Consider the following 22,618-nt stretch of genomic DNA (forward strand, 5'->3'; position numbering starts at 1 on the left):
GGGTCAGGCTAGTCGAGGTTCGGCGGGTAGGCTCGGAGGCCGGCTCGGAGGTCGCCTGAGGAGAGGTTCCGCACCAATGCACGCAGGGGATCAGACGGGTTCGCCCGATCGCCGCGTCCTCGTGCTGCTGGCGACCCACAACGGCGCCGCGTACCTCGAGGAGCAGGTCGGGAGCATCCTCGCGCAGCGCGACGTCGCCGTGCGGCTGGTCGTCTCCGACGACGCCTCCTCCGACGGCACGGGCGAGCTGCTCGCGGCCATGGCCAGCGACTCCCGCGTGACGATCCTCCCGGCCGGGCGGTTCGGCACCCCGCAGGCGAACTTCCTCCGCCTGCTCCGCGAGGCGCCCCTCGACGGCGCGGACGCCGTCGCCTTCGCCGACCAGGACGACGTCTGGCACGCCGACAAGCTCAGCCGCCAGCTGGGCCTGCTCGATCGCCTCGGCGTCGACGCCGTGTCCTCCAACGTGGTCGCCTTCTGGGAGCGGCCCGACGGCGGTCGGCGCACCGAGCTCATCGACAAGGCGCAGCCGCAGGTCGCGCTCGACTACCTGCTCGAATCGGCCGGGCCGGGGTGCACCTTCGTCATGACGCCGCGCGCCGTCGCGGGCATCCGCGCCGGGCTCGAGCACCTGCGCGACGACGACCTCGTGCCGCACGACTGGCTCGCCTACGCCATCGTGCGCGCGAGTGGCGGCCGCTGGCACATCGACGCCGAGCCGACACTGGACTACCGCCAGCACGGCGCCAACGCCACCGGCGCGAACCGCGGCCTGCGGCAGGCCACCACGCGCTTCCGCCGGCTCGAGTCGGGCCACTACCGCGCGCAGTGCGCCGCTGTCGCGCGCCTCTGCGCCGCCGTCGCCGACGACGCGCAGCGGCCCAGGCTCGAGCGCATCGCGCCGCTCTTCGAGCGCACCGACCTCGGCTCGCGCCTCGCGCTGCGACGCCTCGCCGGCGAGCTGCGCCGCGAGGTGCGCGAGCGACGCCTGCTGCGCAAGGCGCTGCTGCTCGGCGTCTGGTGAGGCGACGGCGCTGAGGCCGCGAGCGACACCGCTCCCCCGCGCCCGCCGGTGGCCTGCGCGTCCTCCCTGGCTCCAGCTCGACGCCGACTAGAGTCAGCACTCCCGCCCGTCGACCGAAAGGCCTCCTGCTCCGTGAAGATCCTGGTCACCGGCGGCGCCGGCTTCATCGGATCCACCCTCGTCAGGATGGTGCTCGACGACCGGCTCCCCGGCCTCGAGGGCGCATCCGTCACCGTGCTGGACGCCCTGACGTACTCGGGCAACCGCGCGAACCTCGCCGACGTCGAAGCGCATCCGCACTTCGCCTTCGTGCACGGCGACATCCGCGACACCGGCCTGCTCGATCGTGTGCTGCCGGGTGTCGACGCGGTCGTGCACCTCGCCGCCGAGAGCCACGTCGACCGCTCGGTGCTGGACGCCTCGATCTTCGTCGAGACGAACGTGGTGGGCACGCAGCGCCTGCTCGACGCCGCCCTGCGCCACGGCGTGCGCCGCTTCGTGCACATCTCGACCGACGAGGTCTACGGCTCGATCGAGCGGGGCTCGTGGGCAGAGCACGACCCGCTCGAGCCCAACAGCCCCTACTCCGCCTCGAAGGCGGGCAGCGAGCTCCTCGCGCGCAGCTACCACCGCACGCACGGGCTGGACGTGCGCATCATCCGCTCCTCCAACTGCTACGGGCCCTTCCAGTTCCCCGAGAAGCTCGTGCCGCTGTTCGCCACCAACCTGATCGATGGCCTCCCGGTGCCGCTCTACGGCGACGGCGAGAACGTGCGCGACTGGCTGCACGTCGACGACCACTGCCGCGGCATCGCGCTGGTGCTAACAGGGGGCCGGCCGGGCGAGGTGTACAACCTCGGCGGTGGCACCGAGCTCTCGAACCGCGAGCTCACCGCCATGCTGCTCGAGGCGACCGGCTCCGACGAGTCGGCGATCCAGCAGGTGGCAGACCGCAAGGGCCATGACTTCCGCTACTCGGTCGACACCGCGAAGATCGCCGACGAGCTGGGCTTCGCGCCGCAGATCCCGTTCGCGCAGGGCCTCGCCGAGGTCGTGCAGTGGTATCGCGACCACCGCTCGTGGTGGGAGCCCCTGAAGGAGCGTGCTGCCCTGTGACCGACGCGACGTCGACCCTCGCGACCGACGATGGCGGGCGCCTGACCGTCGTGCTCGACGAGGTCGCCGAGCGGTCGCGCACCATGGTGGGGCGCTATGCGGCCGAGCTCACCCGGGGGCTGATCGCCACCGCGCCGGAGGGCTTCGGCGTCGCTGCCCTGTCGCCCAAGATCTCGACCTCGCGCGAGGCGCGCCTGCGCGAGCAGGTGCCGGGGCTCACCGACCTGCGGCAGACCGCGATCTCGGCGCGCGAGCTGCGCGAGGCGTGGCTGCACACGATCACGACCATCCCCGTTCGCGGCCTCGTGCACGCGACGAGCCTGATGGCGCCGCTCGTGCGCGAGCCCGAGCCGGGCGACCAGGTGACGGTCACCGTGCATGGCCTGCAGTCGTTCTCCGACCGCAGCGAGCGCAAGCAGCGGTGGTTCGACCGCGCGCTCAAGCGCGCCCTCGCCCGCGCCGACGGCATCGTCGTGCCCACCACCGCCGTCGCCGAGGACCTCGGCCTCCTCGCCGATGTCGCGAGCCGGGTGCGCGTGGTGCCGCCGGCGCCGTCCGCGACGCTCCTCACCGCCTCCGCCACCCCGCCGGCGCGCGAGCTGCACCTGCCGGACGAGTACGTGCTCGCGCTCACGCAGCCGGGTGGCCGCGGCCAGGCCCAGCGCCTGGTCGAGACCATCGCGAGCGCGCAGATGCCGGATGTGCGGGTCGTCATCGCGGGACCCGTCGAGTGGGGCGAGACCCGGCTCGCGGGGCTCGCGGTGGAGGCGGGCATCCCGGCCGGCCGCATCGTCATGCTCGGCGAGCTGGGCGACGCCGACCTCGCCGTCGTGCATCGTCGCGCGCTCGCGCATCTGCACGCGTGGGAGCAGGATGCGCTCGGGCTCTCGCTGCTCGACGCGGCCGCGCTCGGCACGGTCACGGTGCACCCCTCGACCCGCTCGCTCGACGAGATCGCGGGCGGCGCGAGCGTGCCCGTCGAGGGCGGCACGCACGAGCTCGCGTCGGCACTGGCGGGGCTGCTCGGCGACGAGGCGCAGCGCGACAGCCTGCGCCTGCACGCGCAGGACCGCGCGCAGGCCTTCACCTGGGAGGGCGCCGCGCGCCAGGTCTGGCAGCTGCACGCCGAGATGTAGGCCTGCGGTGCGGGCGCCGGCGCAGCCGCACCCCGCAGCTCGAGCAGCGCGCGGCCCCCCGCAGGTCGAGGAGTGCGCGGCCCAGCCGCACCCCGCAGGTCGAGGAGCGCGCGGCGCAGCCGCACGCGTCACGAGACCGCAGCAGCGCTGCGCGCCGCGGCCTCCTCGAGCTGCGTCACGGTGCGGGCGCCGGGCTCTCCGTCGAGGCCGTCAGCGCAGCCGCCTCGGCGAGCGCCTGCTGCACCATCGCGTGGATCTGGTCGAAGTCGGGGTTCCCCGTGTCCACGCCGGAGGTCGGCACCAGCTCGAGGTTCGTGATCGGCAGCTCGCGCGTCTCGAGCGCCAGCTCCGACAGCGGCCCGACCATCGCCTGCGGGATGTCGGTGTCCACGAGGTTCTGGCCGGCTGCCGAGAGCTCGCCGTACTTCGTCAGCAGCGTCTGCGGGGTGAACTGCGCGATGATCGCCTCCTGCACCAAGCGCTGCCTCGCCATGCGGTCGTAGTCGGAGGTGCCGGTGCGGCTGCGGGCGTACCAGAGGGCGGTCGGGCCGTCCATGCGCTGCAGTCCCGGCGGGATGTAGCCGAAAGGCTCGGCGCCCTCGACGCCGAGCGCGACCTCCGTGGGCACGTCGATCTCGACGCCGCCGAGCGCATCCACCACATCTTCGAAGCCGTGCATGTCGACGGCGACGTAGAACTGCACCGTGAGCCCGGTGACGCCCTCCACTGCGTCGCGGGTCGCCTCGATGCCTGGGCTCGAGCCGCTCTCCTCCGCGTCCGGGTAGAGCTCGGGGTGTTCCTCGCCATAGGTGAAGGAGCCGTTGAGCATGCAGTCGCTCGACTCGCAGTCGAAGCCGTTCGGGAACGGCCCCCACATCGGCGAGCCCTCCGAGAAGGGGGCGTTGCGCAGGTTGCGGGGCACGCCGACCATGGTCGCCGCACCGCTCTCGGCGTTGACCGCGATCACGGTCATCGAGTCGGGGCGCGTGCCCATGCGATCCTCGCCGGCGTCGCTGCCGAACAGCATGAAGGTGTAGTGGCCGTCGATCGGCTCGACCGTTGGCCCGGCGAAGTCGAACAGGCTCGACACCAGACCGCGGGATGCGTCGACCAGGGATGCGCCGTAGCCGGCGAGCGCGGCGGGCCCGAGGGTCGCGACGATCGAGACGATCGCGATCGCCGCTCGACCGCGCCCGGCCACCTTCGGCAGTCGCGCGAGTCGCAGCGTGTCGAAGCCCAGCACGAGCCAGAGCACGGCGTAGGCGATGAGCAGCACCTCGATAGCGACGAGGCCGATCGAGTTGGCGACCATCGTCAGGAGCGCCGTGCGCCACGCGATCCAGAGGAGGCCGGCGAGCAGTGCCAGCACGACGAGCGTCGCCGTCGCCGCGATGCCGAAGCGGCCGAGCCGCCGGTTGCCCGCCAGCACCTGGGCGCTGCCCGGCAGCAGGAAGCCGACGGCGACGAGCCACCAGCCGCGCCGCTGCATGAGCTCCGGGCTGCCGGAGTCGGGGCTGCGAAGCGGCGTGCCGACCTCGAGCAGCGTCATGCGCCCGTCGCCGGGCGGTCAGCGGCGCCGTCGCCCACGCGGTCGCGCAGGGCCCGGGCCTTCTCGCCCACCTGCCGCTCGAGCGCGGCGGCGTAGTCGTCCAGGCGAGCACCGAGCTCGGCGTCGAAGGCACCGAGGATGCGCGCGGCGAGGATGCCGGCGTTCTTGGCCCCGCCGATGGAGACGGTCGCCACGGGGATCCCGGCGGGCATCTGCACGATCGAGAGGAGGCTGTCGAGGCCGTCGAGGCGCTGGAGCGGCACGGGCACGCCGATCACCGGCAGGCGCGTCATCGAGGCGACCATGCCGGGCAGGTGGGCGGCTCCCCCTGCGCCCGCGATGATGACGCGGATCCCGCGCTCGGCCGCGCCGTGCGCGAACTCCACCATCTTCTGCGGGGTGCGGTGCGCCGAGACGACGTCGACCTCCGACGCGACGCCGAGCTCATCGAGGACGGCCCTGGCCGCCTCCATGACCCGCCAGTCCGAGTCGGAGCCCATGATGATGCTGACCTGCGCTGCCATGCCGTCCAGGGTACGGCGGCTCCCTATGGCCGCCGACCGCCCCTCGCCAGCGTCGGTGCGGCTCACGCGTCGAAGTGCGCGCCCGCGGCGCGCGCGCGGTAGGCGACCTCGTCCATGTCGTCGCCGACCGCGGTCACGTGGCCGACCTTCCGGCCCGGGCGCGCCGCCTTGGCGTACGAGTGCACCTTCACGTCCGGATGCGCCGCGAGCGCCGACGGGTAGCGGTCGGCCATCGAGCCGGAGGCCGGCCCTCCGATGACGTTCACCATGACCGCCGCGGGCGCCACGAGCGCCGTCGAGCCGAGCGGCAGGTCGAGCACCGCGCGCACGTGCTGCTCGAACTGGCTGGTGATGGCGCCGTCGATGGTCCAGTGGCCCGAGTTGTGCGGTCGCATGGCGAGCTCGTTGACGAGCACGCGGCCGTCGCTCGTCTCGAACATCTCGATCGCGAGCACGCCGGTGACGGCGATGCCGTCGGCGACGGTGCGCGCGAGGTCGTCCACGATCGGCTGGATGCCCGCGGCGTGCGGCGCCGGCGCCAGCACCTCGACGCAGATCCCGTCCCGCTGCACCGTCTGCACGAGCGGCCACACCACGACCTCCCCGGAGGGGCGGCGCGCGATCACCTGCGCGAGCTCGCGCCGGAACGGCACGAGCTCCTCGACGAGCAGCCGCGGCCCGCCCGCAGCGGCGCCCTCGAGCCAGTCGCGGGCCTCGTCGACCGAGCGCACCACGCGCACGCCCTTGCCGTCGTAGCCGCCGGTCGCCGTCTTCACGACGCCGACCCCGCCGTGGTCGGCGAGGAACCGCTCGAGGTCCTCCGCCGCATCCACCGCCGCCCAGTCGGGCTGCGGCACGCCCAGCTCGGCCATGCGCCGCCGCATCTCGCGCTTGTCCTGCGCGAAGCGCAGCGCGTCGGGGCCGGGGTGCACGGCCACGCCGGCATCGACGAGCGCGCGCAGCACCTCCTGCGGCACGTGCTCGTGGTCGAAGGTCACGGCGTCGACGCCTTCGGCGAAGGCGAGCACGACGGATGCGTCGCGGTAGTCACCGATGTCGGTGGCCGCGAGCGAGGCGGACATGCCCTCGAACTCTGCGAGCACCCGGATCTCGATGCCGAGCGCGACCGCGGCGGGGATCATCATGCGCGCGAGCTGCCCGCCACCGATCACCCCGAGGATCATGCCGACGGCTCCGAGGCGAGGGCGCCGGAGGCGGGCGCCGTGTCGGGCCGCCCGAGGCCGATGACCTTGAAGCCGGCGGCTGCCCAGCGCTTCGCGTCGAGCGTGTTGCGCCCGTCGACGATGACGCGCGCCTCGGTCTGCGCGGCGACCGCCACCGGGTCGAGGTCGCGGAACTCCTGCCACTCCGTGCCGAGCGCGAGCACGTCGGCGCCGCGGATCGCTTCCTCGACCGACGCGGCGATCGTGAGCGTCGGCACCGAGCGCAGCGCCGTCTCCCCGGCCTCCGGGTCGTAGCAGGTCACGACGCGGCCCTGCTCCTGCAGGCGCCGCGCCACGTCGATCGCGGGCGAGTCGCGCACGTCGTCGCTGTTGGGCTTGAAGGCCAGCCCGAGGAGCGCGACGCGGTCGCCGCCGACGCGGGCCAGCTCGCCGTCGATGAGCTCGACCATCCGGTCGCGGCGGCGCAGGTTGATCTGGTCGACCTCGCGCAGGAACCCGAGCGTCTGCTCGTGCCCGAGCTCGGTGGCGCGCGCCTGGAACGCCCGGATGTCCTTCGGCAGGCATCCGCCGCCGAAGCCCAGTCCCGCGTTCAGGAAGCGGCGGCCGATGCGCGCGTCGAGCCCGATCGCGTCGGCCAGCTGCGTCACGTCGGCGCCCACGGTCTCGGAGAGCTCCGCCATCGCGTTGATGAACGAGATCTTCGTGGCCAGGAACGCGTTGGCGCTCACCTTGACGAGCTCGGCGGTCGCGAAGCTCATCACCAGCCGCTCCGTGCCGCGCGCCAGGATCGCCGCGTAGACGGCATCGAGGGCGGCGACGGATGCCTCGTCACCGTCGGCGACGCCGTAGACCAGGCGGTCGGGCGCGAGGGTGTCCTCGACCGCGAAGCCCTCGCGCAGGAACTCGGGGTTCCAGGCGAGCGTCGCGCCGGTCGGGGCGATGAGCTCGGCCAGCCGCTGCGCCGTGCCGACCGGCACGGTCGACTTGCCGGCGACGAGCGTGCCGGGAGCGAGGTGCGGCAGGAGCGAGGCGATGGCTGCGTCGACGTAGGTGAGGTCGGCGGCATCGGAGCCTGCGCGCTGCGGTGTGCCGACCGCGACGAAGACCACGTCGCTGCCCGCCGCCTCGGCGACGTCGGCGGTGAAGCGCAGCGTCCCTGCATCCACGCCTGCCCGGAGCAGCTCAGGCAGGCCCGGCTCGAAGAAGGGCGGCTCGCCGCGGCGCAGCCGCTCGATCTTCGCCTCGTCGATGTCGATGCCGATGGTCTCGTAGCCGAGGGACGCCATCGCTGCGGCGTGCACGGCACCCAGGTACCCGCAGCCGATCACGGCGATCTTCATGTGAGCTCCTCTTCGTGCGCCCGCGGGCGCGGTGGGTGGATCAGGCGCCGAGGCCTGCGTGGGGGAAGCCGGCACCGGGGTGGCCGGCGGCGGAGGGGATCGCGCCGCGCGCGCTCAGCTGCTCGGAGAGCATGCGCTGCACGAGCGAGGCGACCGGCACGTCCTGCAGCACGACGGCGCGGTCGCCGCCGGTCGACAGCAGCACGTCCCCGGCGCCGAACAGCGCCTGGAGCCCGCGTCGCCGCACGGTCACGTCGTGGACGCGCGCGAGCATCGTCTCGCGACGCGTGCCGCCGAAGCCGGTGCGGATGATGACGCGCTCGGTCGTGAAGGTGAAGCCGCGCGACAGCCACGCGAGCGTCGGCACCACGGTGAGCAGCACCACCACGATCGCGAGCACGGTCAGCACCGCGGTGTTCCAGAGCGCCCAGTCGACGGTGTCGAGCAGCAGCATCGCGAGCCCGGCGCAGAGCCAGAGCACCAGCACGGGCACGACGAGGGCGCGCCCATGCGGTCGCATGCGCGCGATGACTCGCTCCTCGCCGGCTGGCACCCGACGATTCTCCCCCATCAGCGCACGTGCACGACGTCACCGACCCGCACGTCGACGATTTGTCCCTCGTGCTCCACGCGCAGCTCGCCCATCGGCCCGAGGCCCACGGCGCGCCCGAGCAGCTCGCCGTCGGGCAGCTCCACGCGCACGTCTCGCCCGATCGTCACGAGCCTGGCGGCCACCGCCTCGCGGAGGCGCTCGCCGCCGAGCGCCGGCAGCAGGGCGTCGAGCGAGCGCAGCATGTGCCAGAGCACGGCATCGCCGAGCACCGCGGCCGTGCCCTCCGCCCCCTCGAGCGTGAGCGAGGTCGCGGTCGCGGTCGGCAGCTCCTCGTGCTCGAGCGTCAGGTTGACGCCGAAGCCCACGGCGACCGCGTTCCTGCGCCGCTCGCAGAGCACGCCGGCGACCTTCCGGCCGTCGACGAGCACGTCGTTCGGCCACTTGAGGCCCGCTCTGTCGCCGACGAGGGTGCGCAGCGCGTCCGCGAGCGCCAGGCCCGCCGCGAGCGGCATCCAGGCCACCGCGTCCTCGCGCATCCGCCTGGTGTGCACCAGCACGGTCGCGGCGAGGCACTTGCCCGGCGGGCTCACCCACTCGCGCCCGAGCCTGCCGCGACCCGCGCGCTGGTCGAGCGTCGCCCAGGTGGTGAGGTGGCCGGCGCGCTCGTCGACCGCGTCGAAGGTCGAGGCGACGGTCTCGAGCTCGACGATGGGAGCGATGCGGGCGGCGCCGGGGAACAGCATCCCCACAGGCTAGGGCGCTCGGCCGCGCCTCGCCCGCAAGCGAGCGACGACGGCACCGTCGCTCGGAGATGGAGAGGATCACCACCGTTCCGCGGCGAGACGCTGTGGGAGTCCACAAAGGCCGAGCATGCGGCGGCGTCTAGAGTGGCATCCGTGACCGACGAGACCGTGACCGAGGGCAACAGCGCGTCTGACGACTCCGCGGCCGCAGCCCCCATGTCCACCACCGCCGACCGCATCGCGGATCTGCGGGTGCGCCACAGCGAGGCGGTGACCGACAAGGAGGCCCGCGCGAAGGAGCGCCAGGGCGCCAAGGGCAAGAAGACCGCGCGCGAGCGCATCGAGCAGTTCGTCGACCAGGGCTCGTTCGTCGAGTTCGACGCCTACGTGCGCCACCGCACGACCGCGTTCGGCATGGAGAAGAACCGGCCGTACGGCGACTCGGTGGTCACGGGCATCGGCACCGTCCACGGCCGGCGGGTCGCGGTCTACTCGCAGGACTTCACGACCTTCGGCGGCTCGCTCGGCGAGGTCGCCGGCGAGAAGATCACGAAGATCCAGGAGTACGCGATGAAGGTGGGCGTGCCCATCGTCGGCATGCTCGACTCCGGCGGCGCGCGCATCCAGGAGGGGGTGGTCGCGCTCGGCAAGTACGGCGAGATCTTCCGCAACAACACCGCCGCATCCGGCGTCATCCCCCAGATCTCGATCATCATGGGCCCGGCCGCCGGCGGCGCCGTCTACTCGCCCGCGCTGACCGACTTCGTGATCATGGTCGACAAGTCGAGCCACATGTTCGTCACCGGCCCCGACGTCATCAAGACGGTCACGGGCGAGGAGGTCGGCTTCGAGGAGCTCGGTGGCGGACGCGCGCACAACACCGTCTCCGGTGTCAGCCACTACCTGGCCGCCGATGAGGACGACGCGCTCGACTACGTGCGGGCGCTGCTGGCCTACCTGCCCGACAACAACCAGGCAGAGGTCCCCGCCTACGACCACAGCGCCGAGCGCGTCGTCAACGACGCCGACCGCCGCCTCAACACGATCATCCCCGACTCGCCGAACCAGCCCTACGACGTGCTCGCCATCATCGAGACGCTCATGGACGACCGCGAGTTCTTCGAGGTGCAGCCGCTCTACGCGCCCAACATCGTGATCGGCTTCGGGCGGCTCGAGGGCCGCACGGTCGGCGTGATCGCCAACCAGCCGAACGCGATGGCCGGCACGCTCAACATCGAGGCCGGTGAGAAGGCCGCGCGCTTCGTGCGCTTCTGCGACGCGTTCTCGATCCCGATCCTCACGGTCGTCGACGTGCCCGGCTACCTGCCCGGCACCGACCAGGAGTGGTCGGGCGTGATCCGCCGCGGCGCGAAGCTGCTCTACGCCTACGCCGAGGCGACCGTGCCGATGGTCACCGTCATCACCCGCAAGGCCTACGGCGGCGCCTACATCGTGATGGGCTCGAAGCAGCTCGGCGCCGACATCAACGTCGCGTGGCCCTCCGCAGAGATCGCCGTCATGGGCGGGCAGGGCGCTGTCAACATCCTCTACCGCAACGAGATCAAGCGGGCGGAGGCGGACGGCGACGACGTCGCGGCCGTGCGCCAGCGGCTCGCGAGCGAGTACACCTACAACGTCGCCTCGCCCTTCCTCGCCGCTGAGCGCGGCGAGCTCGACGGCATCATCGAGCCGGCCGAGACGCGCGTCATGATCACGCGGGCCTTCCGATCGCTGCGCACCAAGCGCGTGCAGCGGCCGGAGCGCAAGCACGGCAACATCCCGCTGTGATGCGTCCCACGACATGGCCCGTGACGCGATGACGACCTCGAGCCGCCCGGCGCACGCCGACGCATCCGAGCCCCTCATGCACGTCGTCTCGGGCGCACCCACCGCGCAGGAGCAGGCCGCGGTCGAGGCCGTGCTCGTCGGGCTCGCCGAGGAGTGGGCCGAGACGAAGCACCGCCGCGTGCTCGACACCGAGAGCGAGTGGCAGGCGAAGACGCGGCTCCCCTCCGGCGCGCGCTGGAAGCGCGACTGACAGCAGACACCGGGCTCCGCCTCGCTAGCATCGCGGCATGGTGAGGCTGCGCAAGGCGCGTCCGGGCACGGATGCGGGGATCCGGCGACGCAGGTCGGGTCGCGGGTGGTCGTACGCGCACGACGGCGGGCGGAAGGTCTCTGCCGAGGACCGCGAGCGCGCCGAGACGCTCGCGGTGCCGCCTGCCTGGCGGGACGTGTGGATCGCGGCGGACCCGCTCGCGCACATCCAGGCGATCGGCGTCGACGACGCGGGTCGCACGCAGTACCGCTACCACCCCGAGTGGCGCGAGCGACGCGACCGCGCCAAGCACGAGCGCGCCCTCGACCTCGCCGAGGCCCTGCCGTCGCTGCGCCGCCGGGTGACGCGCGACCTCGCGCTCGAGGGACTGCCGCGCGAGCGCGTGCTCGCCGCGGCGCTGCGCATGCTCGATGCCGTCGCGATCCGCGCGGGCGGCGACACCTACGCGCAGGAGCGCGGCTCGCGCGGCCTCATGACGCTGCTGTGCCGCCACGCGACGGTCACGGGCGACGCCGTGCGCCTGCGCTTCCCTGCCAAGTCGGGCCAGCGCTTCGACGTGACGATCGACGACGCACCGCTCGCGGGCTGCATCGACGAGCTGCGCTCGGGGCGCTCTGGCCGCTCGCGGCTGCTCGCCTGGCGCGACTCCGCCGGCGTGCACGCGCTGCGCGACGTCGACCTCAACGCCGCGGTGCGCGAGGCGACCGGCGGCGAGTTCACGGCGAAGGACTTCCGCACGCTGCACGGCACGCTCGTCGCCGCCGACTCGCTCGCCCGCGCCCGCGAGGTGGGCTCGGAGACCGCGCGGCGCCGGGCGGAGCGCGCCGCGGTGCTCGCGGTGGCCGAGGCCCTCGGCAACACCCCCGCCGTGGCCAAGTCGAGCTACATCGATCCCGAGGTGTTCGCGCGCTTCGAGGCCGGCGCGACGATCGGGCTGCGCGGCTCGCGCGAGCGCGCGCTGCTCGATCTGCTGCGATGAGCGCCGCGGGTGCTGGAGCGGGCCCGGTTGACGGCGGCCGCGCCTCGCCGCGCATGCACGCCGTCGTCTCGGGCGCCGGCGTCGCCGGGCTCGCGCTGGCCGGCCGGCTGGCGCTCGACGGGTGGAGCGTCGAGGTGGTGGAGCGCGCTGCCGCGCCCCGCGCATCCGGGTATCTCGTGGACTTCTTCGGGCCGGGCTTCGACGCGGCCGAGCGCATGGGCCTGCTGCCGGGGCTGCGAGCGCGCGCCGAGTCGTTCGAGGAGCTGCGCAGCGTCGACGCCGTCGGGCGGGTGCGGGCGCGACTGCCGATCTCGCTCGTCGAGCGGGCGGTGCAGGGGCGCTCCCTGACGATCCTGCGGCCGCAGATCGTGGCGGCGCTCTCCGAGGCACTGCCTGGTGCGGTGCGGATGCGCTGGGGCACGCAGGTCGAGGCGGTGCACGACGACGGCACCGCCGCGCACGTGCTGCTCTCGGACGGCGAGCGCGTGGCAGCCGACCTGCTGGTGGGCGAGGACGGCGTCGGGTCCCGAGTGCGACAGCTCGTGTGGGGCCCGGCGCGCGGCTTCGTGCGCCCGCTCGGCGAGCTGACCGCTGTCGCGTGGATCGGCGACGACGGGCGGCTGCACGATGACCTGGGCGGCAAGGTGGCGATGCAGCTCGAGCAGGATCGGCAGCTCGTCGTCGCGCCGCTCGGCGAGACGGAGGTGACCGGCTTCGCGGTGCTGCGGGGCGTGGGCGCCGCCGACGCCCGCGGGGCGATCCGAGGGATGGGCGCGCTCGGGCGGCGGGCGGTGCAGGGCGTCCGCGATCCCTACGTCGATGCGGTCGCGCAGACGGTGGTCGAGCCCTGGGTGCGCGGCCGCGTGGTGCTGCTCGGCGATGCGTGCGCCGCCGTCTCGCTGCTCGCCGGGCAGGGCGCGTCGCTGGCCATCGCGGGCGCGGAGCGGCTCGCGGAGGAGCTGGCCTTCGCACGGCACCCGAGCGACGTGACGGCCGGCCTCGCCGCCTTCGAGCGCGACTGGCGGCCGGTGATCGAGCGCGAGCAGGCGCGCGGTCGCCGCGCGCAGGCGACCTTCGCGCCCCACACCCGGCTCGAGGTCGAGGCGCAGCGCGCGGTCTGGCGAGCGGCGGCCCTCCCGGGCGTCGCGCACCTCGTCGCGCGCGCGGCCGGCGGCATCACGAAGCCGCGCTGACGAGCAGCGCGTCGCGGCTCAGCTGCGGCGGAAGGCCGCGACCGCCTCGACGTGGTGCGTGTGCGGGAAGAGGTCGAAGGCCTCGAGCGAGTCGATGCTCCAACCCCGCTCGCCCAGCAGCTTCGCGTCGCGCGCGAGCGCCACCGGGTCGCACGCGACGTAGACGATCTGCGCGGGCGAGAGCTCGACCAGCTGCTCGATCACGTCGCGCCCGGCGCCGACGCGCGGCGGGTCCAGCACGACGAGCCCGTTCGCGAGCCGCTCGCGATCCTGCTTGCTCGCCCGGCTGCCCAGCTCGCGCAGCCAGCGATCCACGCGCCCGGTCTCGGCGTTCGCGCCCAGCCACTCCGCCAGGTTCTCGGAGGCGTGATCGGTCGCCACCTCGTCGCCCTCGACGCTCGTGACGCGCGTGCGCTCGCCCAGCACCTCGGCGATGGTGGTCGCGAAGAGCCCGACGCCGCCGTAGAGGTCGAGCGACCAGCCCGCGGGGTCGACGCGAGCGACGTCGATGACGCGCCGCACCGCATCCGTCAGCACCCCCGGCGCCTCGCGGTGCACCTGCCAAAAGCCCGAGCGGTCGAGCTGGAACTCGCGATCGCCGACCGTCTCGACGATCGTGTCGGATCTGCCGCGCTCGGGCGCGCCCTCCGATGCGATCACGTCGACCTCGCCCTCGCCCCACTCGACGTAGTCGACGGCGGTGACGCCGCCGAGGCGCTGGTCGAGCTGCGCCGAGAGCTGGATGCCCTGGGTCGCCAGGGGGAGGCTCGTCACGGGCACGACCTCGTGGCTGCGCGGCGCGAAGGGGCCTTGGCGGCCTCGGTCGTCGACGTGCAGGCGCACGCGGGTGCGCCAGCCGAGGCCACCGCGCTGGTCATCGCCGGGCGCGGCCTGCACGGGCACCTCGCGGGTGATGCCGCCGGTGCGCTGCAGGGCGTCCTCGATGACGCGCTGCTTGAGCTCGCGCTGACGAGCCAGGCGGATGTGGCCGAACTCGGCGCCGCCGGCGCGCTCGGCCGGCGAGCGGTCGATCGCCGCCTCGGGCCAGATGTGGTCGACGCGGTCGGCGGATGCGTCGACGACCTCGAGCGCGACAGCGGTCGCGAACGACTTCTTCACCTCGACGACCTGCGCACGGACGGTCTCGCCCGGCACGGTGTCGGGCACGAAGACGACGCGACCGCGCTCTGTGTCGGTCGCGCCGTGGCGGCCGACGAAGCGGCCCCCGTGGGCGACGTTGTCGATGGTGAGGTCGACGATCTGGCCTTCGGTGATGTCTGCGGGCATGGCTCCATCCTCCCGCACCGGCGACACTGCCGCGCTCAGCTGGCGGCAGGGCGCGGCCGGCGGGGCCGGCGCCCTCGGCTCACCTCCGCGCCGACGGGGTGCGAGGATCGACGCGTGCAGCTCATCCTCGCCTCCGCCTCCCCTGCCCGACTCGCGTTGCTGCGCCAGGTCGGCATCGAGCCGATCGTGCGACCCACCGACCTCGACGAGGAGCTGCTGATCGCCGCGCACGAGGCCGAGCACGGGCCGCTCTCCCCCGACTCCTACGTGCTGCTGCTCGCGCGCGCCAAGGCTGAGGCGCTGCTCGACCAGGATCCGCTCACGGGCTTCGACGGCCTCGTGCTCGGCGGCGACTCGTCGCTCGAGCTCGACGGCGCCATGCTCGGCAAGCCGCACACGGCAGAGCGCGCTCGCGAGCGCTGGCTCGCGCAGCGCGGCCGCTCCGCGACGCTGCACTCGGGGCATTGGATGCTGCGCGTGCGCGACGGGCGCATCCAGGATTCGGCCGGGGTCACCACGGCGACCCACCTCGACTTCTCGCCCGACATCGATGATGCCGAGATCGACGCCTACGTCGCCACGGGTGAGCCGCTCGAGGTCGCCGGTGCCTTCACGATCGACGGCCGCGGGGCCGCGTTCATCGACCGCATCGATGGCGATCCCTCGACGGTGATCGGCATGAGCATCCCCGCCGTGCGCCGCCTCGCTCGCGAGCTCGACGTCGCGTGGCCGACGCTGACCGCAGCACCCGCCGGCTGAGCCCCTCGCCGGCCGAGCCCTCCTACGTCGTCTGCTGCGCGGGGATCGTGCCCGTCTGGGCGCGGCCGTCGTCGATGTCGAGGTCGGTCGCCGCCTGCTCGAACTGCGCGTGGAGCAGTCGCCAGTAGGCGCCCTCTGCGGCGACCAGCTGCTCGTGGGACCCCTGCTCGACGATGCGGCCGGCCTCCATCACGAGGATCAGGTCGGCGTCGCGGATCGTCGAGAGCCGGTGCGCGATGACGAACGAGGTGCGATCGGTGCGCAGCGCCGCCATCGCCTGCTGCAGCAGCAGCTCGGTGCGGGTGTCGACCGAGGAGGTCGCCTCGTCGAGGATCAGCACGCTCGGCTGCGCGAGGAACGCGCGGGCGATCGTGACGAGCTGCTTCTCGCCCGCGGAGAGGTTCGAGGCCTCCTCGTCGATGACGGTGTCGTAGCCCTCGGGCAGCGCGTGCACGAAGCGGTCGACGTAGGTCGCCTGCGCCGCCTCGAGGATCTCGGCCTCGGTGGCATCCGGCCGGCCGTAGGCGATGTTCTCGCGGATCGTGCCGCCGAAGAGCCACGTGTCCTGCAGCACCATGCCCGTCTGCGCGCGCAGCGCATCCCTCGTCATGGTCGCGGTGTCGACGCCGTCGAGCGTGATGCGCCCGCCGTCGAGCTCGTAGAAGCGCATGAGCAGGTTGACGAGCGTCGTCTTGCCGGCGCCCGTCGGCCCCACGATGGCGACCGTCTGCCCCGGCTCGACATCGAGCGACAGGTCGTCGATGAGCGGCTTCTCCGGCGAGTAGGAGAAGCGCACGTGGTCGAAGACCACTCGGCCGCTGCCGGATGCGGGCGCCGCGCCGCCCTCGTCCGAGGACTCGTCCTCGGCGTCGAGCAGCTCGAAGACGCGCTCCGCGCTCGCCACGCCCGACTGCACCATCGTGACGGTCTGCCCGATCTGGCCGAGGTTCTGCGAGAACTGCTGCGAGTACTGGATGAAGGCCTGCACGTCGCCCACCAGGATCTGGCCGGCCGCGACGAACAGCCCGCCGGCGACGGCGACCAGCACGTAGCCGATGTTGCCGACGAAGGTCATGAGCGGGAAGACGAGGCCGGAGATGAACTGCGCCTTGAACGATGCGGCGAAGACGCCGTCGTTCTCCTCCGCGAAGCGGGCGCGCACCGCCTCCTCGCGGCCGAACACCTTGACGAGCGCGTGGCCGGTGAAGGCCTCCTCGACGATCGCGTTCAGCTTGCCCGTGCGCTTCCACTGCTCCTTGAAGAGCCCCTGCGCCGGTCCCATCACCGCGGCCAGGATGATGCCGGTCAACGGCACGGCGATGAGCGCGATGAGCGCGAGCCAGACGTTGATCGTCAGCATCATGACGAGCACGCCGATGACGGTCAGGAAGCCCGTCACGAGCTGCGACATGGTCTGCGACATCGATTGCGCGACGTTGTCGAGGTCGTTCGTCACGCGGGAGAGCAGCTCGCCGCGCTGCGTGCGGTCGTAGTACGACAGCGGCAGGCGGTGGATCTTGTCCTCCACGTCGCGGCGCAGCCCCTGGACCGTGCGCTGCACGACGCGGTTGATGACGTAGCCCTGCAGCCACTGGAACAGCGCACCGACGAGGTAGACGCCGAGCACGAGCAGCAGGATGCCGCCGAGCGCCTCGAAGTCGATGCCCTGGCCGGGCTGCAGGTTCGGCATCCGCTCGACCATGTTGGCGAAGTCGCCCTGACCCTGCTGCCGCAGGCCCTCGACGATCTGCGACTGCGTCGCGCCCTCCGGCATCTGGCGCTGGATGAAGCCCTGCACCACGAGGTTCGTCGCCTCGCCGAGCAGCTTCGGGCCGAGCACGACCAGCAGCACGCCGATCGCGCCCAGCACGAAGACCACGCCGAGCCACCAGCGGTAGGGGTGCATGAGCCCGATGAGGCGCCGGCCCGACGACCAGAAGGACTTGGCCTTGCCGGGCGGCGGCTCCCAGTCGCCGGCGCCCAGGCGCGCGGCCTCGGCGAGCTCCTCCTCGAGGCGCTCCTCCTCGGTCAGCACGTGCTCCGTCTTCTCGTTCCGTGCCATCTCAGGCCTCCACAGCCATCTGCGACTCGACGATCTCGCGATACGTCTCGCTGCTCGCGAGCAGCTCGTCATGGGTTCCGGTGCCGACGACCCTGCCGGCCTCGAGCACCACGATGCGGTCCGCGTCGACGATCGTCGACACCCGCTGGGCGACGACGATCTGCGTCGTCTCGCCCACCGCCTCCCTGAGCGCCGCCCGCAGCCGCGCATCCGTCGTCAGGTCGAGCGCCGAGAACGAGTCGTCGAAGACGAGCACGTCGGGCTCGGCGACGAGCGCCCGCGCGATCGAGAGGCGCTGGCGCTGGCCGCCGGAGACGTTGGTGCCGCCCTGCGCGATGCGCGCCTCGAGCTGCCCCTCGAGCTGCTGCACGAAGCCGGCGGCCTGCGCGATCTCGAGGGCGCGCCAGAGCTGCTCATCGGTGGCGTCGTCGTTGCCGTAGCGGAGGTTCGAGGCCACGGTGCCGCCGAACAGGTAGGGCCGCTGGGGCACGATCGAGATGCCGCTCCAGAGGGTCTCGGCATCGACCTCGCGCACGTCGGCGCCGCCCACGAGCACGCGGCCGCCGGTGGCGTCGAACAGGCGAGGGATGAGGTTCACGAGCGTCGTCTTGCCCGCGCCGGTCGAGCCGATGATGGCGAGCGTCTCGCCGGGCTCCACCCGGAGCGAGACGCCGTCGAGCACGGGCGTGTCGGCGCCCGGGTAGCGGAAGACGACGTCCTGCAGCTCGACGGTGCCCGGCGTCGGCATCGATGCACCCTGCCCGGGCGTCACCTGCACGACCGTCGAGTCGGTGTCGAGCACCTCGCCGATGCGGTTCGCCGAGACGGCGGCCCTCGGGAGCATGATCGTCATGAACGTCACCATGAGCACGCCCATGAGGATCTGCATGAGGTACTGCAGGAACGCCATCATCGTGCCGATCTCGAGCTCGCCGCGGTCGACGAGCCCGGCGCCGAACCAGATGACCGAGATCGACGAGACCTCGACGATGAGCATGATGATGGGGAACATCAGCACGAAGAGGTTGCCGGTGCGCAGCATCGCATCGGTGACGTCGTCGTTCGCGACCGCGAAGCGCTGTCGCTCGCGGCGCTCCTGCACGAACGCGCGGATCACCCGGATGCCGGTGAGCTGCTCGCGCAGCACCTTGTTGATCGCGTCGATGCGGTCCTGCAGCTGCCGGAAGATCGGCACCATGCGCGAGACGATGATGCCGAGCACGACGAGCATGAGCGGCACCGCGACGGCGATGAGCCACGAGAGCGTCGCGTCGGCGCGCACCGCCATGATGACGCCGCCCACCGCGAGCATCGGCGCCGACAGCAGCATCGTGCAGCTCATCAGGATGAGCATCTGCACCTGCTGCACGTCGTTCGTGTTGCGGGTGATGAGGCTCGCTGCGCCGAAGCGCTGCACGTCCTGCTCGCTGTAGTCGCCGACCTTGCGGAAGATGTCGCTGCGCAGGTCGCGGCCGGCGCGCATCGCGAGCCGTGCGCCGAACAGGATCGCCAGGATGTTCGCGGCGACCTGGCCGAGGCTCAGGCCGAGCATCAGGAAGCCGAGGCGCCAGATCGTGTCGGTGTCGCCGGCGAGCACGCCGTCGTTGATGATGTCGGCGTTGATCGTCGGCAGCATGAGCGAGAGCACCGACTGCGTGAACTGGAACGCGACGACGAGGATCAGCGGAAGCCAGGAGGGCCTCACGTAGCGGACGATGAGCTTCCAGAGCATGGGTCAGGCCTTCTGGTCTTCGAGGACGGATGCCGGCGGGCCGGCCAGGGGTGTCGGTGCGGATGCGTCGGGCTCGGCATCGGTGCGGACGATGCCGTGGAGGAGCACCTGCAGGATGTCATCGGCCGATGACACGGGGGCGTCCTCGCCCCAGGAGGCGGCGGCCGCCCAGGAGAGGGTGCGGACGAGGTCGGCGGCGACGAGCGGCGTGACGCGCAGCTGGCCGGCGTAGGGCTCGAAGTGCTCGGCGATCCAGTGCTTCGACTGCTCGAAGTCGGCGCGCCGCTCGCCGGCCACCCGCTGGGCGATGGGTCCGAGGGCCACGACCAGCTGGAACATGAAGCGCATGCGCTCCACGAGCACGCCCACCATCGTCTCGACGACCGCCTCGAGCGAGTCGCTCTCGAAGCCCTCGGTGCGCTCGTCGGTCATGTGGTGCTCCACCAGCGCGGTGAGCAGCGACTCCTTGTCGCCGAAGGCCTTGAAGAGCGTGCCCTCGGCGACGCCGGCGGCATCGGCGAGCTGCCGGCTCGTGATCGCCGCGCCGTGCTCGAGCACCGCGGGCGTGACCGCCTCGACGATCTGCGCGCGACGGGCGTCGTTGCTGAGGCGCGGGATGGGAGTCACGCCGCCATCATAGATGAGTGAGCGCTCACTCACCAACCCCGCTGCGCAACCGTCGCGGAGGGCGTCAGGCCTGCGGGCGCTCGCGCCGGTCGCGCTGCCACGCGTCCAGCGAGCGCGCGATCGCGGCCTGGGCGGTGCCCAGCAGCTCGTCGGCGATGGCGCCCCAGCTCCCGGGCTCTGCGGCGCGCGGGAGCGCGGCGGGTCCGCCGACGGCGGCGCGCTCCGCGACCTCGAACGCGGCTGTCGCCCCGGCCACCGCGTCGCGGTACGCCGCGAAGCCAGCGGCGCTCAGGCGCGCATCCGCGCTCGCCGGGCGCAGCTCCAGGGCCCGGCCCTGGGCCTCGAGGAAGGCGCGCAGGGTGGGTGAGGCGGCATCCTGCATGCCGGGGGCGTCGAGCGCCGTGCCGGGGTCGGTCTCGTAGACGAGCCAGCGCGCGGTCACCGCGTCGTGCTCGGCGCGCAGTCGCGCGAGCGGCATCGCCTCGACGGGAGCGCTGAGGGGCGGGAGCGCCGCACGGGCGGCCGCGACGGACGCGCGCCGCGCCGCCAGGTCAGCGACGGCAGCCTTGGCCGCGCGCTCGCTGTGGCGCACGAGCCGCCTCGCCTCGGCGATCGCGGCGGCGCCGCCCTCGGCCTTCGCGCGGGCGAGCTCCGCGCGCACGCGCTGCAGCTCGGCCCTCGCCCGGGCGAGCGACCGCTGCGCGCCGCGCACGTCGTGGCGCGCGGCGTCGAGCTCGAGCCGTCGACCGGCCGGGCCGAGGCGCCGGGCGCCGAGCACGCCGATCGTGCCGGCGCTCGCGCCGGCGGGAGCCACCCACCACCACTCGGCGAGCAGCACGAGCACGGGTTCCACCCCTGGATGCTACGGCGCACGCGACGCGCCCCGCCAGGCCCAGGCGACTGTGGGAATCCGCAACGGAATGCCGTCGATCTGTGTGGCGAGTGCACGCATCCGTCATGCATCGCCGCCTAGGCTGAGGAACCATGCCCCGCATCACGAAGGTCCTGATCGCCAACCGCGGTGAGATCGCCGTCCGCATCATCCGCGCAGCGCGCGACGCAGGCATCGGCTCGGTCGCCGTCTACGCAGAGCCCGACCGCGATGCGCAGCACGCGCAGCTCGCCGACGAGGCCTACTCGCTGCACGGCTCGACCAGCGCCGAGAGCTACCTCGTGATCGAGAAGATCCTCTCGGTCGCGCGCCGCTCGGGCGCGGATGCGGTGCACCCGGGCTACGGGTTCCTGGCGGAGAACGCAGCCTTCGCGCGCGCCGTCATCGGTGCGGGACTCACCTGGATCGGGCCGAGCCCCGAGGCCATCGAGCAGCTCGGCGACAAGGTCTCGGCCCGGCACATCGCCGAGTCGGTCGGCGCCCCCCTCGCCCCCGGCACGATCGAGCCGGTCTCGGGCGCGGCAGAGGTGCTCGAGTTCGTCGACGAGTTCGGGCTGCCCGTCGCGATCAAGGCGGCGTTCGGCGGCGGCGGGCGCGGCCTCAAGGTCGCCTTCACGCGCGACGAGGTCGAGCAGCAGTTCGAGTCGGCGACGCGCGAGGCGGTCGCGGCCTTCGGTCGCGGCGAGTGCTTCGTCGAGAAGTACCTCGACAAGCCGCGCCACGTCGAGACGCAGTGCCTCGCCGACGCGCACGGCACCGTCGTCGTCGTCTCCACCCGCGACTGCTCGCTGCAGCGCCGCCACCAGAAGCTCGTCGAGGAGGCGCCCGCGCCGTTCATCACCGCGGAGCAGGATGCGCAGCTGCGCCACGCCTCGAAGGAGATCCTGCGCGCCGCGAAGTACGTCGGCGCCGGCACCTGCGAGTTCCTCATCGGTGCCGACGGCACCATCTCCTTCCTCGAGGTCAACACGCGCCTGCAGGTCGAGCACCCGGTCTCCGAGGAGGTCACGGGCATCGACCTCGTGCGCGAGCAGTTCCGCATCGCCGAGGGCGAGGAGCTCGGATACGACGACCCCGAGGTCCGCGGCCACTCCATCGAGTTCCGCATCAACGGCGAGGATGCCGGCAGCGGCTTCATGCCGCAGCCCGGCCCCGTGCGCATCTACCGCACCCCCTCCGGCCCCGGCGTGCGCGTCGACTCCGGCGTCATCGCGGGCGACGTGATCGGCGGCAACTTCGACTCGATGCTCGCGAAGCTCATCGTCACCGGTCGCGATCGCGCCGAGGCGCTCGAGCGCTCGCGCCGCGCGCTCGCCGAGTTCGAGGTCGACGGCCTGCCGACCGTGCTGCCCTTCCACCGCGCGATCGTCGACGACCCGGCCTTCGCGCCCGCCGGCGACGCGCCCTTCAGCATCTACACCTCGTGGATCGAGACGGAGTTCGACAACCAGCTGCAGCCCTGGGCGGGCGAGGCCGGCGAGCTGGGCGGCCCCGAGCCGCGCCGCACGGTCGTCGTCGAGAGCGACGGCAAGCGCATCGCCGTCTCGATGCCGAAGCGCCTCTTCTCCGACGCGAAGGACGCCAAGGGTCCCGCGCCGCGCCGCACCCGCCGCGCGCTCGAGGGCGGTGCCGGCTCGGGCTCGATCGTCTCCCCGATGCAGGCGACGGTCGTCAAGGCCGAGGTGCAGGTGGGCGACCACGTGGTCGCGGGCGACCTGCTGGTCGTGCTCGAGGCGATGAAGATGGAGCAGCCGCTCTCGGCGCCGATCGACGGCACGATCGCCGCGATCGACGCCCCGGTCGGCAAGACGGTGCCCTCTGGTCACCCGCTCCTGACGATCACGCCCGACGCGGCCTGA

Annotated in this window: 20 protein-coding genes; 9 read left to right on the forward strand and 11 right to left on the reverse strand. The window is 73.0% G+C overall.

What is annotated here, in order from left to right; translation table 11 throughout:
• The first annotated feature begins 76 nt into the window (after positions 1–76).
• The 3 genes from BQ6202_RS09385 to BQ6202_RS09395 all read left to right on the forward strand — a co-directional run bounded on the left by BQ6202_RS09385 (position 77) and on the right by BQ6202_RS09395 (position 3,276).
• Complete coding sequence (locus tag BQ6202_RS09385; protein ID WP_072314219.1) at positions 77–1,024, forward strand: glycosyltransferase; 948 nt, start codon at positions 77–79, stop codon at positions 1,022–1,024.
• 132 nt (positions 1,025–1,156) lie between these two features.
• Positions 1,157–2,140 (forward strand): dTDP-glucose 4,6-dehydratase, encoded by a 984-nt coding sequence (rfbB, locus tag BQ6202_RS09390; protein ID WP_072314220.1) that lies wholly within the window; start codon positions 1,157–1,159, stop codon positions 2,138–2,140.
• Positions 2,137–3,276 carry a glycosyltransferase gene (locus BQ6202_RS09395; RefSeq protein ID WP_072314221.1) on the forward strand — a complete coding sequence of 380 codons (1,140 nt, stop codon included), beginning with the start codon at positions 2,137–2,139 and terminating at the stop codon, positions 3,274–3,276. Before rfbB ends, BQ6202_RS09395 begins: the two co-directional genes overlap by 4 nt.
• Before the next feature lie 175 nt (positions 3,277–3,451).
• Here the strand turns inward: BQ6202_RS09395 and BQ6202_RS09400 are convergent, their stop codons facing one another.
• The 6 genes from BQ6202_RS09400 to BQ6202_RS09425 all read right to left on the reverse strand — a co-directional run bounded on the left by BQ6202_RS09400 (position 3,452) and on the right by BQ6202_RS09425 (position 9,169).
• A complete protein-coding gene (locus tag BQ6202_RS09400; protein WP_072314222.1) occupies positions 3,452–4,825 on the reverse strand; it encodes an LCP family protein in 1,374 nt (457 codons plus the stop codon).
• On the reverse strand, positions 4,822–5,349 hold the full coding sequence (gene purE / locus BQ6202_RS09405) for a 5-(carboxyamino)imidazole ribonucleotide mutase (protein ID WP_072314223.1): 528 nt from the start codon (positions 5,347–5,349) through the stop codon (positions 4,822–4,824). Before purE ends, BQ6202_RS09400 begins: the two co-directional genes overlap by 4 nt.
• 62 nt (positions 5,350–5,411) lie before the next feature.
• Positions 5,412–6,533 (reverse strand): 5-(carboxyamino)imidazole ribonucleotide synthase, encoded by a 1,122-nt coding sequence (locus tag BQ6202_RS09410; protein ID WP_072314224.1) that lies wholly within the window; start codon positions 6,531–6,533, stop codon positions 5,412–5,414.
• Positions 6,530–7,873, reverse strand: a complete 1,344-nt coding sequence (locus tag BQ6202_RS09415; RefSeq protein WP_072314225.1) for a UDP-glucose dehydrogenase family protein — start codon at positions 7,871–7,873, stop codon at positions 6,530–6,532. The genes BQ6202_RS09410 and BQ6202_RS09415 overlap by 4 nt, the downstream gene beginning before the upstream one ends.
• A gap of 40 nt (positions 7,874–7,913) precedes the next feature.
• Positions 7,914–8,426, reverse strand: a complete 513-nt coding sequence (locus BQ6202_RS09420; protein WP_072314226.1) for a PH domain-containing protein — start codon at positions 8,424–8,426, stop codon at positions 7,914–7,916.
• A 17-nt stretch (positions 8,427–8,443) separates the two neighbouring features.
• Positions 8,444–9,169, reverse strand: coding sequence for a biotin--[acetyl-CoA-carboxylase] ligase (locus BQ6202_RS09425; protein WP_072314227.1), 726 nt, complete (start codon positions 9,167–9,169; stop codon positions 8,444–8,446).
• Positions 9,170–9,385: 216 nt separating this feature from the next.
• Here BQ6202_RS09425 and BQ6202_RS09430 point away from each other — a divergent pair, with 216 nt between their 5' ends.
• Genes BQ6202_RS09430 through BQ6202_RS09445 form a run of 4 tightly spaced genes read left to right on the forward strand, consistent with a single transcriptional unit; the run spans position 9,386 to position 13,400 of the window.
• Positions 9,386–10,957, forward strand: coding sequence for an acyl-CoA carboxylase subunit beta (locus BQ6202_RS09430; RefSeq protein WP_072315081.1), 1,572 nt, complete (start codon positions 9,386–9,388; stop codon positions 10,955–10,957).
• 13 nt (positions 10,958–10,970) lie between these two features.
• Complete coding sequence (locus tag BQ6202_RS09435) at positions 10,971–11,207, forward strand: acyl-CoA carboxylase epsilon subunit (RefSeq protein ID WP_072314228.1); 237 nt, start codon at positions 10,971–10,973, stop codon at positions 11,205–11,207.
• Positions 11,208–11,244: 37 nt separating this feature from the next.
• A complete protein-coding gene (locus tag BQ6202_RS09440) occupies positions 11,245–12,207 on the forward strand; it encodes a DNA topoisomerase IB (protein WP_072314229.1) in 963 nt (320 codons plus the stop codon).
• Positions 12,208–12,260: 53 nt separating this feature from the next.
• On the forward strand, positions 12,261–13,400 hold the full coding sequence (locus BQ6202_RS09445; RefSeq protein ID WP_072315083.1) for an FAD-dependent monooxygenase: 1,140 nt from the start codon (positions 12,261–12,263) through the stop codon (positions 13,398–13,400).
• 18 nt (positions 13,401–13,418) lie between these two features.
• Here BQ6202_RS09445 and BQ6202_RS09450 read toward each other — a convergent pair whose 3' ends face one another.
• Positions 13,419–14,687 (reverse strand): class I SAM-dependent RNA methyltransferase, encoded by a 1,269-nt coding sequence (locus BQ6202_RS09450; RefSeq protein WP_083587177.1) that lies wholly within the window; start codon positions 14,685–14,687, stop codon positions 13,419–13,421.
• A 114-nt stretch (positions 14,688–14,801) separates the two neighbouring features.
• Here BQ6202_RS09450 and BQ6202_RS09455 point away from each other — a divergent pair, with 114 nt between their 5' ends.
• On the forward strand, positions 14,802–15,446 hold the full coding sequence (locus BQ6202_RS09455; RefSeq protein ID WP_072314230.1) for a Maf family protein: 645 nt from the start codon (positions 14,802–14,804) through the stop codon (positions 15,444–15,446).
• A 22-nt stretch (positions 15,447–15,468) separates the two neighbouring features.
• On the opposite strand, the gene BQ6202_RS09460 is transcribed toward BQ6202_RS09455, so the two are convergent.
• The 4 genes from BQ6202_RS09460 to BQ6202_RS09475 form a co-directional block, all read right to left on the reverse strand.
• Positions 15,469–17,508 (reverse strand): ABC transporter ATP-binding protein, encoded by a 2,040-nt coding sequence (locus BQ6202_RS09460; protein WP_072314231.1) that lies wholly within the window; start codon positions 17,506–17,508, stop codon positions 15,469–15,471.
• Position 17,509: 1 nt separating this feature from the next.
• Positions 17,510–19,240 (reverse strand): ABC transporter ATP-binding protein, encoded by a 1,731-nt coding sequence (locus BQ6202_RS09465; RefSeq protein ID WP_072314232.1) that lies wholly within the window; start codon positions 19,238–19,240, stop codon positions 17,510–17,512.
• A 3-nt stretch (positions 19,241–19,243) separates the two neighbouring features.
• Positions 19,244–19,867: a TetR/AcrR family transcriptional regulator gene (locus tag BQ6202_RS15010; protein ID WP_072314233.1), complete on the reverse strand. Its 624-nt coding sequence runs from the start codon at positions 19,865–19,867 to the stop codon at positions 19,244–19,246.
• Positions 19,868–19,931: 64 nt separating this feature from the next.
• Complete coding sequence (locus BQ6202_RS09475) at positions 19,932–20,720, reverse strand: hypothetical protein (RefSeq protein WP_072314234.1); 789 nt, start codon at positions 20,718–20,720, stop codon at positions 19,932–19,934.
• 131 nt (positions 20,721–20,851) lie between these two features.
• Here BQ6202_RS09475 and BQ6202_RS09480 point away from each other — a divergent pair, with 131 nt between their 5' ends.
• The gene (locus tag BQ6202_RS09480) at positions 20,852–22,618 is read left to right on the forward strand and encodes an acetyl/propionyl/methylcrotonyl-CoA carboxylase subunit alpha (RefSeq protein ID WP_072314235.1); all 1,767 of its coding nucleotides are present in this window, start codon (positions 20,852–20,854) and stop codon (positions 22,616–22,618) included.

The organism is Agrococcus sp. Marseille-P2731 (assembly GCF_900117395.1).
In the GTDB taxonomy this organism is placed as follows: Bacteria; Actinomycetota; Actinomycetes; order Actinomycetales; family Microbacteriaceae; genus Agrococcus.

What these genes read in the sequence shown, in the direction of transcription:
- BQ6202_RS09425 (WP_072314227.1), bottom strand. Translation starts at nt 9,169, where the DNA reads ATGCTGTTCCCCGGCGCCGCCCGCATCGCTCCCATCGTCGAGCTCGAG.
- BQ6202_RS09465 (WP_072314232.1), bottom strand. Translation starts at nt 19,240, where the DNA reads ATGCTCTGGAAGCTCATCGTCCGCTACGTGAGGCCCTCCTGGCTTCCG.
- BQ6202_RS09435 (WP_072314228.1), top strand. Translation starts at nt 10,971, where the DNA reads ATGGCCCGTGACGCGATGACGACCTCGAGCCGCCCGGCGCACGCCGAC.
- BQ6202_RS09410 (WP_072314224.1), bottom strand. Translation starts at nt 6,533, where the DNA reads ATGATCCTCGGGGTGATCGGTGGCGGGCAGCTCGCGCGCATGATGATC.
- BQ6202_RS09440 (WP_072314229.1), top strand. Translation starts at nt 11,245, where the DNA reads ATGGTGAGGCTGCGCAAGGCGCGTCCGGGCACGGATGCGGGGATCCGG.
- BQ6202_RS09385 (WP_072314219.1), top strand. Translation starts at nt 77, where the DNA reads ATGCACGCAGGGGATCAGACGGGTTCGCCCGATCGCCGCGTCCTCGTG.
- BQ6202_RS09430 (WP_072315081.1), top strand. Translation starts at nt 9,386, where the DNA reads ATGTCCACCACCGCCGACCGCATCGCGGATCTGCGGGTGCGCCACAGC.
- BQ6202_RS09480 (WP_072314235.1), top strand. Translation starts at nt 20,852, where the DNA reads ATGCCCCGCATCACGAAGGTCCTGATCGCCAACCGCGGTGAGATCGCC.
- BQ6202_RS09400 (WP_072314222.1), bottom strand. Translation starts at nt 4,825, where the DNA reads ATGACGCTGCTCGAGGTCGGCACGCCGCTTCGCAGCCCCGACTCCGGC.
- BQ6202_RS09460 (WP_072314231.1), bottom strand. Translation starts at nt 17,508, where the DNA reads ATGGCACGGAACGAGAAGACGGAGCACGTGCTGACCGAGGAGGAGCGC.
- BQ6202_RS09450 (WP_083587177.1), bottom strand. Translation starts at nt 14,687, where the DNA reads ATGCCCGCAGACATCACCGAAGGCCAGATCGTCGACCTCACCATCGAC.
- purE (WP_072314223.1), bottom strand. Translation starts at nt 5,349, where the DNA reads ATGGCAGCGCAGGTCAGCATCATCATGGGCTCCGACTCGGACTGGCGG.
- BQ6202_RS09415 (WP_072314225.1), bottom strand. Translation starts at nt 7,873, where the DNA reads ATGAAGATCGCCGTGATCGGCTGCGGGTACCTGGGTGCCGTGCACGCC.
- BQ6202_RS09445 (WP_072315083.1), top strand. Translation starts at nt 12,261, where the DNA reads ATGCACGCCGTCGTCTCGGGCGCCGGCGTCGCCGGGCTCGCGCTGGCC.